At 74.2% G+C, this 15,018-nt stretch carries 16 protein-coding genes and 1 pseudogene; 9 read left to right on the forward strand and 8 right to left on the reverse strand.

All coding sequences use genetic code 11. The annotated features are described in order from the left end of the window. Nucleotides 1–5 precede the first annotated feature (5 nt). Nucleotides 6–332: an STAS domain-containing protein gene (locus DSM104299_RS10520; protein ID WP_272477256.1), complete on the forward strand. Its 327-nt coding sequence runs from the start codon at nt 6–8 to the stop codon at nt 330–332. A 736-nt stretch (nt 333–1,068) separates the two neighbouring features. On the opposite strand, the pseudogene DSM104299_RS10525 reads toward DSM104299_RS10520, so the two are convergent. From DSM104299_RS10525 to DSM104299_RS10545, 5 genes and pseudogenes are all read right to left on the reverse strand, one after another. Then, nucleotides 1,069–1,590 (reverse strand): annotated as a pseudogene (locus DSM104299_RS10525) (RNA polymerase sigma factor); the annotation flags it as partial. 76 nt (nt 1,591–1,666) lie between these two features. Then, nucleotides 1,667–1,822, reverse strand: coding sequence for a DUF6131 family protein (locus DSM104299_RS29375; RefSeq protein ID WP_349294503.1), 156 nt, complete (start codon nt 1,820–1,822; stop codon nt 1,667–1,669). Nucleotides 1,823–1,907: 85 nt separating this feature from the next. Continuing rightward, on the reverse strand, nt 1,908–2,321 hold the full coding sequence (locus tag DSM104299_RS10535; protein ID WP_272477258.1) for an arsenate reductase ArsC: 414 nt from the start codon (nt 2,319–2,321) through the stop codon (nt 1,908–1,910). Then, nucleotides 2,321–3,043 carry an aquaporin gene (locus DSM104299_RS10540; protein ID WP_349294552.1) on the reverse strand — a complete coding sequence of 241 codons (723 nt, stop codon included), beginning with the start codon at nt 3,041–3,043 and terminating at the stop codon, nt 2,321–2,323. Before DSM104299_RS10540 ends, DSM104299_RS10535 begins: the two co-directional genes overlap by 1 nt. Before the next feature lie 281 nt (nt 3,044–3,324). Beyond that, nucleotides 3,325–3,678, reverse strand: coding sequence for an ArsR/SmtB family transcription factor (locus DSM104299_RS10545; protein ID WP_272477260.1), 354 nt, complete (start codon nt 3,676–3,678; stop codon nt 3,325–3,327). 98 nt (nt 3,679–3,776) lie between these two features. Here DSM104299_RS10545 and DSM104299_RS10550 point away from each other — a divergent pair, with 98 nt between their 5' ends. Genes DSM104299_RS10550 through DSM104299_RS10560 form a run of 3 tightly spaced genes read left to right on the forward strand, consistent with a single transcriptional unit; the run spans nt 3,777 to nt 6,083 of the window. Next, nucleotides 3,777–4,544: an IclR family transcriptional regulator gene (locus DSM104299_RS10550; protein WP_272477261.1), complete on the forward strand. Its 768-nt coding sequence runs from the start codon at nt 3,777–3,779 to the stop codon at nt 4,542–4,544. A 55-nt stretch (nt 4,545–4,599) separates the two neighbouring features. Beyond that, nucleotides 4,600–5,394 carry an N-acyl homoserine lactonase family protein gene (locus DSM104299_RS10555; protein WP_272477262.1) on the forward strand — a complete coding sequence of 265 codons (795 nt, stop codon included), beginning with the start codon at nt 4,600–4,602 and terminating at the stop codon, nt 5,392–5,394. A 47-nt stretch (nt 5,395–5,441) separates the two neighbouring features. Further along, on the forward strand, nt 5,442–6,083 hold the full coding sequence (locus DSM104299_RS10560; protein WP_272477263.1) for a LysE family translocator: 642 nt from the start codon (nt 5,442–5,444) through the stop codon (nt 6,081–6,083). Nucleotides 6,084–6,088: 5 nt separating this feature from the next. On the opposite strand, the gene sigJ is transcribed toward DSM104299_RS10560, so the two are convergent. Beyond that, entirely contained in the window at nt 6,089–6,931 is an 843-nt protein-coding gene (gene sigJ, locus DSM104299_RS10565) for an RNA polymerase sigma factor SigJ (RefSeq protein ID WP_272477264.1), read from the reverse strand. Further along, a complete protein-coding gene (locus DSM104299_RS10570; protein ID WP_272477265.1) occupies nt 6,928–7,803 on the reverse strand; it encodes an NAD-dependent epimerase/dehydratase family protein in 876 nt (291 codons plus the stop codon). Before DSM104299_RS10570 ends, sigJ begins: the two co-directional genes overlap by 4 nt. A gap of 155 nt (nt 7,804–7,958) precedes the next feature. Here DSM104299_RS10570 and DSM104299_RS10575 point away from each other — a divergent pair, with 155 nt between their 5' ends. Then, on the forward strand, nt 7,959–9,647 hold the full coding sequence (locus DSM104299_RS10575) for an FAD-binding oxidoreductase (RefSeq protein ID WP_272477266.1): 1,689 nt from the start codon (nt 7,959–7,961) through the stop codon (nt 9,645–9,647). A gap of 6 nt (nt 9,648–9,653) precedes the next feature. Beyond that, on the forward strand, nt 9,654–10,430 hold the full coding sequence (locus DSM104299_RS10580; protein ID WP_272477267.1) for a lysophospholipid acyltransferase family protein: 777 nt from the start codon (nt 9,654–9,656) through the stop codon (nt 10,428–10,430). Between the two features lie 23 nt (nt 10,431–10,453). Here DSM104299_RS10580 and DSM104299_RS10585 read toward each other — a convergent pair whose 3' ends face one another. Then, entirely contained in the window at nt 10,454–11,179 is a 726-nt protein-coding gene (locus DSM104299_RS10585; RefSeq protein WP_272477268.1) for a FadR/GntR family transcriptional regulator, read from the reverse strand. 139 nt (nt 11,180–11,318) lie between these two features. On the opposite strand from DSM104299_RS10585, the gene DSM104299_RS10590 reads away from it, so the two are divergent. The 3 genes from DSM104299_RS10590 to DSM104299_RS10600 are packed head-to-tail and all read left to right on the forward strand — an operon-like array spanning nt 11,319 to nt 15,000. Continuing rightward, nucleotides 11,319–12,422 carry a sugar ABC transporter substrate-binding protein gene (locus DSM104299_RS10590; protein ID WP_272477269.1) on the forward strand — a complete coding sequence of 368 codons (1,104 nt, stop codon included), beginning with the start codon at nt 11,319–11,321 and terminating at the stop codon, nt 12,420–12,422. Continuing rightward, a complete protein-coding gene (locus tag DSM104299_RS10595; RefSeq protein WP_272477270.1) occupies nt 12,419–13,450 on the forward strand; it encodes an ABC transporter permease in 1,032 nt (343 codons plus the stop codon). The genes DSM104299_RS10590 and DSM104299_RS10595 overlap by 4 nt, the downstream gene beginning before the upstream one ends. Next, nucleotides 13,447–15,000 (forward strand): ATP-binding cassette domain-containing protein, encoded by a 1,554-nt coding sequence (locus tag DSM104299_RS10600; RefSeq protein ID WP_272477271.1) that lies wholly within the window; start codon nt 13,447–13,449, stop codon nt 14,998–15,000. The genes DSM104299_RS10595 and DSM104299_RS10600 overlap by 4 nt, the downstream gene beginning before the upstream one ends. Nucleotides 15,001–15,018 lie beyond the last annotated feature (18 nt).

Below are 15,018 nucleotides of genomic sequence, written 5' to 3' on the forward strand. Positions count from 1 at the left end.
CGCGCGTGGACGCCGTCGGCAACTTCACGATGCTCGTCGCCGACGACGAGCCGTCGCACCCGCGGCTGCACGTCGCCGGCGAGCTGGACCTCGCCAACCTCTCGCGGTTCCGGCGGTTGCTGGGCGCGCTGCTGGCGCGGCGGCCCGCGACGATCGCGCTCGACCTCTCGCGGGTCGAGCTCGTCGAGACGATCACGGCGGCCGCGCTCCTGCGGGCGCAGCGCGACGCCGGCGCCCAGGGGACCGAGGTGCGGATCGAAGGCGCGTCGACCTCGGTCGCGGCGATCCTCGAGCTGGCGGCCGCGCGGCTGGCGGAGCGGCCGGGCGCCTAGGGCTTGTGCGCGTTGGCGTCGGCCTTGCCGCTGGCGCCGCGCTCGTCCGAGGGTGCGGGATCGGCGGGCGCCGGGGCGGCGGGCCGGCGGGCGGGTCGGCCTTGGGGGTCGCGTGAGCCTTGCCGGGGGGAACGGGCTTGGGCTTCGGGTCGGGCTTGCCGTGCGTGTTGCCCTTGGGCGTCGCGTTGGCGTTCTTCGGCGCGTGCTTCTGTGCCTTGGGCGCGCGCGCGGGCTTGGGCGGCTTCGGCACGTCGACGGTCGCGGGCGTCGCGACGACCGTCGCCGGCGGCGCGGCCACGGCGGGCGCCGACGTCGTCGGGCGGCTCGCGGGATCGTGCGGGGCGACGGCGGCGGCACCGCCGGTCGCCGTCGCCGCGACCGCGAGCACGACGAGCCCCTTGCCGCCGACGAGCGCCGCCAGCCCGCCCGACGACGAGGATGCGACGGCCCCGGCGCCGGCCGCCGTGCCGCTCGCCGCTCCCGCCGCCGCGTGCCCGGCGCCCAGCCCGTGGGCGATCAGCCCCGCGCCGCCGGCGAGCGGCAGCGCCGGCGCGAGCGCCGCCAGCTCGCGCGGGCGGGCCGTCAGCGCGGCGGCGAACGTCTGGCAGCGACCGCACGTGCGCACGTGGGCGCGCACGCGCCGGCCGCGGAGCACGCGGCCGTCGCCGTCCGACAGCGCGCGCAGGACCGGAGCGCAGGCCATGTCGCGGGCGTGGCGGATCTCGTGCAGGGCGCTGCGCGCCTCGAAGATCAGCTGCTTGGTCGCGCGCGGCGTCGTGTCCAGGGCCGCGCCGATCTCGGCGTGGCTCAGCCCGCTCAGCTCGCGGAGCACGAGCGCGCTGCGCTGGCGGGCGGTCAGCGCCGCGAGGTCCTCGCGCAGCTCGGCGAGCGCCCGGCGGCGGTCCACGTCGGCTTCCAGCTCCGCGCCGGCGAGCTCGGGGAGCTGGTCGAGGCTCGTCGTCCGTCGCTGACGCAGCAGCGAGATCGACTCGTTGTGGGCGATGCGGAAGAGCCAGGGGCGCAGCTCGAAGTCGCGCTCCTCGTCGCGGAGCGCGGCGTAGGCGTTGGCCATCGTGCTCTGCAGCGCGTCGCGCGCGTCGTCGTGGTGGTGCAGGAGCGAGCGGCAGTAGCGGTAGAGCTCCTGCTGGTGGTGCTCGTAGAGGGACGCGAACGCCGCCGGGTCGTCGCGTGCCTGGGGCGTCCGCCGGGGCACGGCGGTCCTCGGTGGCGGCGGAGCGGTCGGGGTGGAGTTCGGCACGTGCCCGCGCCATACCCGCCACCGCGCCCGTCCAGCCTCAGCGCTGGACGGGGCGGTCGACGCGACCGCGCCCCGGTCACCAGTAGTGCCGGCGACCCCCGACCGCGCGATCCATCGAGCCCAGCAGCCACAGGATCGCGCCGATGACGATCAGGATGATCCCGATCGTCCACAGGATCCCGATGCCGAGCGCGAACCCGAGCAGGAGGAGGATCAAACCAAGAACAATCACATGAACGCTTTCGTGCGGTCGGACCCGGGCGCACGTGGCGCGCCAGGTCCGCTTGAACCGGCACAACGCGGCTCGGGGGCGAAGGTCAGGGGCTATCCGGGTCGGTCGGCGAGAGCTCGGCGAGCAACGCGGCGACGCGCCGCCCGATCTCGTCGCGCGTGGCACGGGCCGCTGCGACCGGGCCCTTGGGATCGGGCAGGTCCCAGTCCACGTAGCGCTTGCCGGGGATGTAGGGGCAGGCGTCGCCGCAGCCCATCGTGACCACGACATCGGCCTGCTCGGCCAGCTCGCGCGTCAGGCGGGCGGGGCGGACGTCGGTCAGGTCGACGCCGACCTCGCGCATGACCTCCACGACCTCGGGATGGACGTGCCCGTCCGGGTCGGCGACGCTGCCCGCGCTCAGCGCGTGGTGTCGACCCTCGGCGGCCTGGTCGACGAGGGCGCGGCTCATCTGGGAGCGCCCGGCGTTGTGCAGGCAGACGAAGAGCGCGGTGGACATCAGGCCGTGGCCTGCGCGGGCTCGGCGTGGGGGATGGCGATCTCGGCGGCCGTCTGCGGCGTGACGCCGGGATACAGCACTCGGATCAGCCCGACCGCGACCAAGGCTCCGACGAGCTGCACGGCGACGTAGGCCGGCGCCGACGCCGGGGCGATCCCGGCGAAGCTGTCGGAGAGCATCCGGCCGACCGTGATGGCGGGATTGGCGAAGCTGGTCGAGCTGGTGAACCAGTACGCGGCGCCGATGTAGGCGCCGACCGCCGCCGGCGCGGTTGCGTCGCGTCCGGTGCGGGCCAGAGAGAAGATCACCAACAACAAGCCGACCGTCGCGACGACCTCGGCCAGGAGATGCGCGCCGGTGGCGCGATGGGTCGTGGCGATGCTCACCGCCGCCTGGGCGAACATCGCGTTCGCCAGCACCGCGCCAGCGACGCATCCGGCCACCTGCGCCGGGATGTACGCGACGGCGTCGCGACGGGAGATGCCCCCGAACGCCGCGTCGACCAGCGAGACCACCGGGTTGAAGTGCGCGCCGGAGATCGGCGAGAACATCACGATGACGGCGAACAGGCCCGTGGCGGTCACCGCGGCGTTCTCCAACAGCTGAAGGCCGGTGTCAGCGGGTGAGAGACGGGCGGCGGCGATCCCGGAGCCGATGACGATCGCGGCCAGCAGCATCGACCCGAGGAACTCGGCCAGGAGACGGCGGTGAAGGTCGCTCATGCCGCGGCGGCGTCGCCTCGCTCGCTCAGGAGCGCGAGGCCGAGCACGACCTCGCCGGGGTGCAGGTCGGCCAACCGCGGTCGGCACGCCGCAGCCCAGCGCGGCGCCGAGCGCGTCGCCCGTCGCGCCGTCGACCTCGGCGCCCGCGTAGACGGCGTTGCCGAAGACCTCGGTCCCGGACGCGTCGGTCAGCGACACCCCCGAGCAGCACCCTTCGCCGGAGCCGGCCGTGCGCGCCGCGGCGTAGCGCTCCCGCACGACCTCGCGCACGTCCCTGTCGTTCAACTCAGCCACGCGATCAGCTCCTCGGTCGATCCCGGCAACACGTAGTAGTAGGTCCACAGCCCGCGCCGCTCGCTCCCGACCACCCCGGCGCCGACCAGCACCTTCAGGTGCTTGGACAACGCGGGCTGCGACATCTCGAACAGCGGGATGAGCTCGCACTGGCACACGGCCTCGGGCGCCGCCTTGCGCAGCGTGTCCACGATCCGCAGCCGCGTCGGGTCGGCCAGCGCCTTGACCGTCGCCGCCAGCGCGACCGCCGCCCCGGCCGTGAGGTCCGGCTGCACCGGCGCCGCGCAGCAGCCGCCGGCCTGGCGCTCGCGGGTGTTGATGACGGGAAGGGCGACGCTCACGGCGGCCACGATACAAACCAAAAGGTTATGAGTAAGCCATTCGGTTATGTTTCCGCGGCGCACAGATGCACCGTATTGCGCACCACTATGCTCGCGGCATGGCCGAACGCCCCCCTGCTGCGGCATCGACGTCCCGCCGGTCCAGCGTCCAGTCGGTCGGGCGGGCCTTCGACCTCCTCGACCTGCTCAAGAACGCTCCGTATCCGATGTCGGCGCTCGAGATCGCCCGCGAGTCCGGGCTGGACCGCACGATCGTGCACCGGCTGCTGCGCACGCTGGCCGAGCACGGCATGGTCGTCGAGGAGCGTGGCGCCTACGGGCTGGGCCCGGCGTCGGTGCTGCTGGCCAACCGCTACCTCGACAACCTGCTCGTGCGCCGCCTGGCGCTGCCGTACCTGCTCGACCTGCAGGCCGGTGCGGTCGGCGAGCGGCCGTGGACGCTGACGCTGCTGATCCCCGTGGGCGATCTCGCCACCGTGATCGAGCGCATCTGGACGCAGGCCGCGCCGCTGGGCATGGTCCTCGACATCGGCGACACGTTCCCGATCGACCTGTCGGCGGCCGGGCGGGCGGTGCTCGCCTATCGCCCCGAAGAGGACGTGCGAGCCCTGGTCGGCGACGAGCGCTACGAGGCCGTCGCGACGCGGCTCGAGCGGGTGCGCGAGGTCGGGGGCGTCGCGCTGTCGCACGGCGAGGCGATCTCCGGCGTGTACGCGATGGCGGCGACCATCCAGTCGCGTCGCGGCCATCCGGTGGCCGCCCTGTCGGTCGCCAGCCTCGAGCTCGACGACCAGTTCTCCGACGAGTCGGCCCTCGCCGGGCAACTGCGGCGCGCGGCGCAAGCGGTCGGGCAGTCGCTGGCCTGATTGCGGACTACGCGCTCAACATGCGCATTGCGCACGACTTGTAGCATTCGAAGGGATGACTCCCCACGACTCCTCCACGCCGCCGGACGTCCGCCTCTCCGTCCTGGACACCGGCCTCATCGAGTGCGCCGACTTCGCGCTGTTCAGCCCCAACGCCGGTCCGGCGGTCCGGCGGGACATGAGCGTGCGCAGCTACCTCGTCGTCCATCCGCGCGGCACGCTGGTCTGGGACACCGGCATCGCCGACGCGATCGCCGACCTCCCCGACGGCCAGCGGATCGCCGAGCCGATCGTGTTCAAGGTGCCGCGCACGCTGCGCTCCCAGCTCGACGAGCTCGGCGTCGATCCCGGGACGGTGGACTACCTCGGGCTCTCGCACCTGCACGTCGACCACGTCGGCAACCTCGACCTCTTCCCCAACGCCACCGTGCTGCTCCAGGAGGCCGAGTACGCCGCCGGCTTCGGACCCGACGCCGAGGCGCTGACGCTGATCCCGGAGACCTACGCCGCGCTGAACCGCGACCACGTCCGCGCGATCTCCGGCGACCACGACCTGTTCGGCGACGGGACGGTGGTGCTGACCGCGCTGCCGGGGCACACGCCCGGCCATCAGGGCCTGCTCGTCACGCTGCCCGACGCCGGCCCGATCCTGCTGGCGACCGACATCGCCTACTCCGCCGAGGACTACGCCGTGTCGGCGGTGCGGCCGTCCAACACCGACCTGGAGGCGTCGCGCCGCTCGCTCGAGAAGGCGCACGCGCTCGAGCGCGAGCGCGGCGCGACCGTGTGGCTGCACCACGACCGCGCGGCACAGGCCGCCGTCCGCACCGCTCCCTCCTTCTACCGGTGACCCGCGCGCCCGACCTCGGCCTCCAGCTCGGTTGCCATACTTCGGCGATGCCGAACGCTTCGACGCTGCTCGTGTTCGCCGCCGCGAGCCTGGCGCTGTTGGCCGTGCCGGGCCCGGCGGTCATCTACGTCGTGACGCGCAGCGTCGACCAGGGCCGTTCCGCGGGGCTCGTCTCCGTGCTCGGGGTCGAGATGGGGACGTTCGTCTACGCCCTCGCGGCCGCGGCGGGGCTCACCGGGCTGATCGCCGCCTCCGAGACCGGCTTCACCATCCTCAAGTACCTCGGCGCGGCGTACCTCGTGTACCTCGGCGTGCGCAAGCTGCTCGCGCGCGACGCGGTCGTGGAGTCCGTGACCGACGCGCCCTCGCGGCTCTTCCTCCGGGGCATGGTCATCCAGCTGCTCAACCCCAAGATCGCGATCTTCTTCCTCGCGTTCCTGCCTCAGTTCGTCGACCACTCCGGCGGGCCGGTCGCGCTGCAGATCCTGGTCCTCGGCACGGTCTTCACCCTGCTCGCCGTCGTCTCCGACGGCGCCTACGTCCTGCTGGCCGGCGCGCTGGGCGGCTGGCTACGCGGCAGCGCCCGCGCGGGACGCACGCTGGCCAAGGCGAGCGGCACGATCTACATCGGCCTCGGGCTCAGCGCGGCGCTCACGGGCACCAGCCACGCGCGCGCCGCGCAGGGCTGAGCCGGTCAGACGCGCCGCAGCTTGTCGGGGTTGCGGATCGCGTCGATGCGCGTGATGCGGCCGTCGTCGACGACGAACGAGAGCGCCGAGCGATGGCCGTCGCCGCTGGCCAGCACCAGCCCGAGCCGCCCGTTGAGCGTGATCTCGATGGGCTCCTGCGCGAGCCGGCGGCCGAGCGCCGCCCACGCGCGCCCGACCCGCGCCGCGCCGCTCAGCGGCCTGCGCACGGCGTGCACGCGCCCGCCGCCGTCCGACGTCCAGACGACGCCCGGGTCGAGCACCGAGACGAGGCCCTCGAGGTCGCCGTCGGCCACCGCCTGCGCGAACGCCCGCACGGCGCGATCGTGCTCGTCGTCGGACGCCGCGAAGCGCGGGCCCTCGCGCTTGACGTGCCGGCGGGCGCGCGAGGCGAGCTGCCGCACCGCCTCAGGCGTGCGGCCGACCACCGCGGCGACGTCGCCGAACGGCACGTCGAACACGTCGTGCAGCACGAACGCCGTGCGCTCCGCGGGCGAGAGCTGCTCGAGCACGGTCAGCAGCGCGTAGCTGACCGACTCGTCGAGCGTGACGCGGTCCGCCGGGTCCTCCGACACGAGCGGCTCCGGCAGCCACGGCCCGACGTAGGTCTCGCGGCGCGCGCGAGCGGACTGCAGGCGATCGAGCGCCAGCCGGGCGACGACCGTCGTCAGCCAGCCGTCGAGGTTCTCGATCGCGTCCGCGTCCGCGCGCTCCAGCCGCAGCCACGCGTCCTGCACGACGTCCTCGGCCTCGCCGACGTCGCCGAGCTCGCTGTAGGCGAGCCGCAGCAGCCGCGGGCGTGCCTGCGCGAAGCGCTCCGCGGCGGTCACGCGGCGATCCGCTCCCAGGTCTCGGTGCCCGCGCGCAGGCGTGGCGCCCAGCCGCTCGCCTCGCGCAACCGGCGGCTCGACACGCGCTGCGAGCGCGCCAGCGGCCCCTCCACCGGCGTCCGCAGGCGCAGGGCGTCGACCCCGACGGCGGCGGCCAGCGCGGCATCGATCTCGGCGTTCGTCGGCGGGTCGGCGTCGGTCACGTTGTAGGTCCCGGCCGGGACGGCCAGCGCCGCGGCGATGGCCGTCGCCGCATCGTCGAGCCAGAGCGTCGGCCGGTAGGCGCCGGGCGGGCCGATCGCGATCGAGGCACCGCCGCGCGCGGCCTCCAGCGCGCCCTGCGTGGACCCGCTGTCGGGTCCCATGAACAGCCCGAAGCGCAGCACGACGGTGTCGCCGTCGAACAGCTCGCGCGCGTTGCGCTCGGCCGTCAGCGCGGTCGTCGTCACGCCGCCGCCGGCGACCGGGGCGTCCTCGTCGAGCCACGCGTCGCCGCCGTCGGCGTAGACGAAGGCGATCGACTCCTGGACGAGCCGCCGCACGCCGGCGGCCTGGGCGGCGCGCGCGATCGCCGCCGACGCCTCGGTCCGCACGCGGTCGTTCTCCGCCCAGGCGGACGGATCGGCCATGCGGTCGGCGCGCGGGATGTGCGTCAGCAGGTTGACGACGGCGTCGGCCCCGTCGAACGCGCGGCGCAGCGAGGCCTCGTCGAAGACGTCGGCCTCGACGGCGCCCGCCCCGAGGTCCTCCAGCCGCTCGCGGCCGCGAGCGGACCGCGTCACGCCCGTGACGCGGTGGCCGGCCGCGACCAGCTCGCGGACGGCGCGCCGCCCGATGACGCCTGTGGATCCGGTGATCACGATCTCGTTCATGCCGAGCTGACGACGTACCCCACTCGATCGTGACATGCGCCCGGCGGGCCGGGCGCAGCCCCCGACGACCGGGCGGTTGTCCGGTCGCGATCCGGTTGGCGTGCCAGCGGGCGTGCCATCGTCGGACCAGGGCCTCGCGACGGGAGGGAGTCAGCATGTCCATGATGAAGTGGTCCGGTTGGGGTGCGGAGGACGTGACGTTCAGCGCGGCCGACAAGCCGGCGCTCGGGCCGTTCCTGGAGCAGCACCTCGGGCTGCGGTCGGCGGGCGCCCTGACGGCGTCGGTCGCGTTCGCCGCGCTCGACGTGCCCGAGCCGGCGGCGAGCGACGAGCTGCTGGACGCGCTGCGGCGCGTCGCCGGCGCGGAGGCCGTGTCGCTGGAGGCCCGCGATCGCGTCACGCACGCGCGCGGCAAGAGCCTGCGCGACCTCGTGCGCCATCGCGCCGGCGAGCTGGGCCGGATCCCCGACGTGGTCGTGCGGCCGAGCGACGAGGACGCGGTCGCCGGCCTGCTGGCGGTCGTGCTCGACGCCGACGCCGTGGCGATCCCGTTCGGCGGCGGCACCAACATCTCCGGGAGCCTGGAGGTGCCCGCGGGCGAGACGCGGCCCGTCGTCTCGATCGACCTCGGGCGGCTGGACCGCGTGCTCGAGATCGACGAGGCGTCGCGCCTGGCGCGCGTCCAGGCGGGCGTCTTCGGACCCGACCTCGAGCGCCAGCTCAACGCGCGCGGCTGGACGCTGGGGCACTTCCCCGACAGCTTCACCTACTCGACGCTGGGCGGCTGGATCGCGACGCGCTCCTCGGGCATGCAGTCCGACCGCTTCGGCGACGTCGCCGAGCTGACGCGCGGGCTGCGCGCCGTCACGCCGACCGGCGTGCTGGCGATCCGGCCCGTCCCCGCGACCTCGACGGGCCCGAGCGTGCGCGAGATGATCCTCGGCAGCGAGGGCCGGCTGGGCATCATCACCGAGGCGACGGTGCAGGTGCACCGGGTGGCGCAGGAGCGGACGATCCGCGGCTACCTCTTCCCCAGCTGGCCGGCCGGGTTGGCCGCCATGCGCGACATCGCCGCGAGCGAGGCGTCGCCCTCGGTCACGCGGGTCTCGGACGCGCCCGAGACGGCGTTCTCGTTCGCCACCAAGAAGGGCGGCTCGGTCGTCGACCGGCTCAAGTCCCGGGCGCTGCGCGCGTTCCTGGAGCGCCGGCGCGGCTTCGACGTCAGCGCGATGTGCCTGGCGTTCATCGGCTACGAGGGCAGCGCGCGGCACGTCGCCGCCCAGCGCAAGCTCGTCGGCCGGATCGTCGCCGCGCACGGCGGGGTCGGCATCGGCAGCGGGCCCGGCGCGCTCTACGACCAGAAGAAGTTCGACACGCCGTACATCCGCGACTACCTCCTGGACCGCGGCGCGCTGGCCGACGTGTCGGAGACCGCGGCGCCGTGGAGCGCGCTGCCCGAGGTGTATGACAACGTCATGGCCGCGGCGCGCGAGCGCTTCGACGCCCTCGGGGTCAAGGGCTACATCATGAGCCACCTGTCGCACTCCTACCACGGCGGGGCGTGCCTCTACTTCACCTTCGCCTTCCGCCCGGACCCGGTGCGCGACGGGCTGGCCGACTACGACACCATCAAGTCGGCGATCCAACAGGCCTTCGTGGACTCCGGCGCCACGCTGTCGCACCACCACGCGGTCGGCACCGAGCACGCGGCCTGGCTGGAGCAGGACATCTCGGCGCCGGGCGTGGCGATGATCCGCGCGCTGCTGGAAGGCGTCGACCCCGGCGCCAACCTCAACCCGGGCAAGATCGTGGCCGACCGGCAGCCGGCCCCGGTCGAGCGGTAGCCGGCGATGCGCGACACCGCATGGGCGAGGCGGCTCTGGGCGCGCGCCGTGCGCGAGACGTTCCTGATGGCCATCCTCGGCCCGACGATGGACCTCTACACGCGCCGGCGCATCCGTGGGCGGGAGGCGCTGGCCGGCGTCGAGGGGCCGGTCATCCTGGTGGCCAACCACGGCAGCCACATGGACACGCCGGAGATCCTGCGGTCGCTGCCGTGGCGCCTGCGCCGGCGCACCGCCGTCGCGGCCGCCGCCGACTACTTCTATCGCAGCCGGCGCCGCGCGATCGCCGTGTCGCTGGCGTTCAACACGGTCCCGATGCGCCGCCACGGCGGCGGGCTGCAGGCGCGGTCGACGCAGCACGTCGACGCGCTGATCGACGACCGCTGGAGTCTGCTGATCTTCCCCGAGGGCACACGGTCGCGCGACGGGCGGATCGGCGTCCTGCGCTCCGGCGCGGCGGTCCTGGCCGCGGCGCACGACCTCGCGATCGTCCCGGTGCACATCGCCGGGACGCGGGCGGCGATGCCGGTCGGCCAGAGCTGGCCCAAGCGCCGGCCCGGCCGCTGGCCGCGGCGCCGCCACGTGGTCGAGATCCGCTTCGGCACGCCGATCCAACTGACCCCGGCCGAAGACCGGCACGCGGTCATGGAGCGCGTCCGCGCCTTCTACGAGCGCTGCGGCGCGCCCACGACGCCGCCCGAGCCCGGCCGCTTCCGCGCCGCCGCGACCGATCCGCCGCGGGAGCCCGCGGCGAAGGAGGCCGCGGCGGGGCGGAGGTCCTGAGCCCGCCCGACGGGCGCCGTGTCTCAGCCGACGTCGCGGAAGAGGTCGGTGATGACGCCGCGGATGTGCTTCTCCATCATGAAGCCGGCGAGCTCCACGTCGCGGCTGCGGATGGCTTCGAAGATCTCGCGGTGCTCGGCGGCGACCTGCGCGGTGTGCGCGGCGGTCCAGCCGCGCTCCTTGAGGTTGCGCCAGAGGCTCTGGGACATCATCGCCCAGAGGGGGCCGAGGAGCGTGTCGAGCACGGTGTTGCCCGCCGCAGCGGTGATCGCGGTGTGGAACTGGCGATCCTCCTTGGTCGGGTGCTCGTCTGACCCGGCCTCCGCCGCGCGCTCGAGCTGACGCACGGGGCGCTGGATCGCGGCGAGGCTCTGGCGGTCCCAGTTGCGCGCGGCCAGCCGCGCGGCGCTCGGCTCGACGAGCAGGCGGACCTGGAGCACCTCCGAGGGGCTGGCGTCCGGCGACGTGGCGGCCGACGGCCGCGCCGGGTCGTCGGGCGGGATCTCGCGGACGAACGTCCCGGCGCCGACGTGGGTGTCCACCACGCCCATGAGCTCGAGCGCCGCCAGCGCCTCGCGGATCGTGGGGCGGGAGACGCCGAGCTCCTCGGCCAGCTGACGCTCGGCCGGCAGCCGGCTGCCCGGCGGGAACTCGGCCGTCCTGAGCCGCTGCAGGAGCAGCTGGGCCACGTCGACGTAGGCACGGGTGGGCAGGGCTCGTGGGGTCTCGCCGGTCGCCGGTGCTGCCATGGGTCGATATTACCAATCGGGCGAACTTTCAAAATTGGCTTGACACGGCATCGTCGACACGGATATACCTGCCAGACCAATCTGCCGAGACGACGAACTGGTCTAATCGGCGGCGTGTCAAGGGTCAAGGAGAGAGAAGATGTCCGTTCGACGGTGGCTTACGCCTGCCGTGATCGCGCTCGCCGCGACCGGCGCGGGCTGCGGCAGCTCCAGCAGCAGCGACAACGCGTCGTCGCCCACGGGCGCGGCCCCGACCGCGCCCGGGAGCCCGGCGGTGCCGGCCTCCGACGGCGCGGCCAAGGCGCTGCCGTCCAAGAAGATCGGGATCCTCAGCGTCGCCGACGCCGATCCGGGCGCCGCGCTGCTGGGCGAGAGCGCCAAGAAGGCGGCCGGCGTCCTGGGCTGGTCGACCGTCTCGGTCGACGGTGGCGGCAACCCGGCCAAGATGGCCGCGGGGATGAAGCAGCTCGTCGCGCAGCGGGTCGACGCCGTCCTGCTCGACGCGGTCGACCCGGCGGCCGTCGCCGACGGACTGCGCCAGGCGCAGCAGTCCAACGTGCCGGTCGTCCTCTACGGCGGCGCCGGCACGCCGGCGCCGAACGTCACGCAGATCGTGCCCAACGACTTCGCGCTGGCCTCGCTGGCCAGCGACTACCTGGTCAACGCCCTCGACGGCAAGGGCAAGGTGGCGATCATGACGACCGACGGGATCTCGTGGTCGCGCAACCGCGCGCAGCTGTTCCAGCAGATCGCCCGTCAGCACCCGGGCATCCAGGTCGTCGCGGTCCACCAGGTCGACTTCGCCAACTTCACGAGCGATCTGCTGAGCGCGACCAAGGCGGTGCTCCAGGCGCATCCGGACCTCGACGCGATCCTCGCGACGATCTCCCCGTACCCGACGCCGATCGCCGCCGCGCTGCAGCAGGCGGGGGCCGCGGACAAGGTCAAGGTCGTCGGCTTCTACGACTACCCGTCGGAGCTCAAGCTGATCAAGGGCGGGAAGCTCAGCGCGGTGGCGACCGCCTCGTTCCCGCACAACGCGTGGCAGGCGGTCGACGCGCTCGCCCAGCACTTCGGCGACGGCAAGCCCCTGTCCTCGGCCGGGCAGTTCCAGCTGCCGCTGCAGTACGAGCTGGTCACCAAGGACAACGCGCCGGCGTCGGTCGACGTCGACCCGGCCGCCGACCGGGCGGCCTCGTACTACACGCGGCTCTGGCACTCCGAGTTCAGCAACGTGCGATGAGCGCCTCGGTGACCACCGACCAGCACGCGGCGGCGCTCGGCGCCGCCGCCGATCCCGGCGCGCCGGCGCCGCGCGGGGCGCGGCTGGGGCACCTCGCGGCGTTGAGCCGCTACGGCGTGCTGCTGACGTTCGCCCTGGTGTTCGTCGGCTTCGCGATCGCGATCCCGGACGTGTTCCTCACCGGCCGGAACATGTCCAACATCATCAACTCGGCGGCGGTGCCCGCGCTGCTGGCCGTGGGTCTGACCGTGCCGCTGGTGATCGGCGACTTCGACCTGTCGGTCGGCTCCGGCGCGAGCCTCGGCGGCGCGTTGACCGTGGTGCTGATGGCGAGCCATGGGTGGTCGCCCGTCGCGGCCGTCGCCGCGGCGCTGGTCGTCGCCGCTGCGGTCGGCGCGCTCAACGGCACGATCGTGGCGGTGCTCGGCGCGTCGTCGTTCATCATCACCTTGGCCATGGGCAGCGTGCTGACCGGCGTCGAGTTCCTGCTGACCAAGCAGCAGACGATCGTCGTCGGGATCCCGCAGGGCTTCACCGACGTCGGGACCGCCTCGGTCGGCGGCGTCCAGGTGCCGGTGCTGATCACGCTGGGCGTGGCCGTCGTGCTGGCGACCGTGCTGGGGCAGACGCCGTTCGGCCGCTACGTGCGGGCCGCCGGCGCCAACCGAACGGCGGCGGAGCTGCTCGGCCTGCCGGTCCGCCGGCTGCGCGTCGGCGCGCTGATGGTCTCGGCGGTCTGCGCGGGCCTGGCGGGCGTGTTCATCGTGTCGGTCGCCGGCAACTCGTTCCCCAACGCCGGGGCCTCGCAGCTGCTCCCGGCGTTCGCGGCGGCCTTCCTCGGCTCGACCCTGCTGCCCTCGCGGCAGTTCTCCCTCCTCGGCGCCTGGGCATCGGCGTGGCTGCTCGAGATGGTCGCCACCGGCCTGGTCGAGCTGAACCTCGACGCGTGGACCATCGACGTGTTCAACGGCCTGGTGCTGATCGTGGCGATCGTCGCCGCCCTCCACGGCCGTAGGAGCGCACGATGAGCGGTGGCGTCGACGCCTACGTCGAGGCGACGGACGTGCACCTGTCGTTCGGGTCCGTGCATGCTCTGCGTGGCGCATCGATCAGGATCCCCAAGGGAGCTGTCGAAGGGCTGGTCGGCCACAACGGCGCCGGCAAGAGCACGCTCATCAGCGTGATCTGCGGTGCCCAGGTACCGGACGCCGGCTCGCTCGTCGTGCGAGGCGCGCCGCTGCGCGGCGGCAGCGTCGCGGAGGCCGAGGAGCGCGGGGTGGTGCTCGTCCCGCAGCGCACGTCGCTCTTCGAAGAGCTCACCGTGCTCGACAACCTGCTGATCCCGCGGCGCTTCCCGATCGCGCGCACCGGCACGATCGCCTGGAGCGCCGCGCGCGCGGCGGCGCGGGCGGCGCTGGCCCAGGTCCGGCTGGAGGTCGACCTCGACGCGCGCGTGACCGACCTGACCGTGCCGGAGCGCCGCGCGCTCATGATCGCCCGGGCGCTGCTGCGGCGACCGCGGCTGCTGATCCTCGACGAGCCGACCGAGGCGTTCACCGAGGGCGAGGTCGCGCGGCTGTTCGAGACCCTGCGCGCGATGATCGGCGACGGGCTGACCGTGCTGTACGTGTCGCATCGCCTCGACGAGGTCCTGGACCTCGCCGGCCACGTCACGATCATGCGCGACGGCGCCACCGTCGGCCGCGTCGCGGCGGGCGGCGTCGACCGGCGCGCGCTGGTCGGCCTGATGCTCGGTGAGGAGGCCCCAGCGGTCGCCCGCCTGGAGCGCCGCGACGACCTCCACGCCCGCCGGGCCGGCACGGTCCTGGCGCTGCACGACGTCCGATCGCCCGCGCTGCACGGCGTCGACCTGCGCGTCGGCGCCGGCGAGGTCGTCGGGCTCTACGGCCTGGCCGGCGCCGGACGCAGCGAGATCCTGCGGGTCGTCGCCGGGCTTCGGCCCGCCACGGGCGGCACCGTCGAGCTGCACGGCGCGCCGCTGGAGGGCACCGTCGGCCAGCGGCGCTCCGCCGGCGTCAGCCTGCTCTCGGCCGACGTCGCCGGTGAGGGGGCGCTGCCCGGGTTGACGGTGCGCGAGAACGTCGCCATCGGCGTGGCCGGCGGCGTGCGGACCACGCGGCGGGCGCCGTTCGTGTCTCGCGCGCGAGAGACCATCGTCGCGCGGGCCGCGCTCGAGGAGGTCGGCCTCGATCCCGGGCGCCTGGAGGCGCCGGTGGAGACGCTCAGCGGCGGCATGCAGCAGAAGGTCATGCTGGCCCGCAGCCTCGTCGGCGCCAGCGCCCTCTGGCTGCTGGACGAGCCGATGACCGGGCTGGACGTGCACAGCCGCGTCGAGCTGGCCGCGCTGCTGCGCCGGCTCGTCGGCGAGCGCCGCGCCGCGGCCGCCGCGGCCGTGCCGCGCGGCGCCCTGGTGGTCCTCAGCGAGTTCGAGGACCTCACGATGATGTGCGATCGCGTCTACGCGGTCCGCGACGGCCGCATCGTGGCCGAGTACCACGCCGGCGAATTCGACGAGCCCGCGCTCGTCCACGCCGTGAGCTTCGAACGGGCCGCCTGAGCCCGGAAAAGGAGGAGA

Origin of the sequence: Baekduia alba (assembly GCF_028416635.1) — a bacterium.
Classification (GTDB): domain Bacteria; phylum Actinomycetota; class Thermoleophilia; order Solirubrobacterales; family Solirubrobacteraceae; genus Baekduia; species Baekduia alba.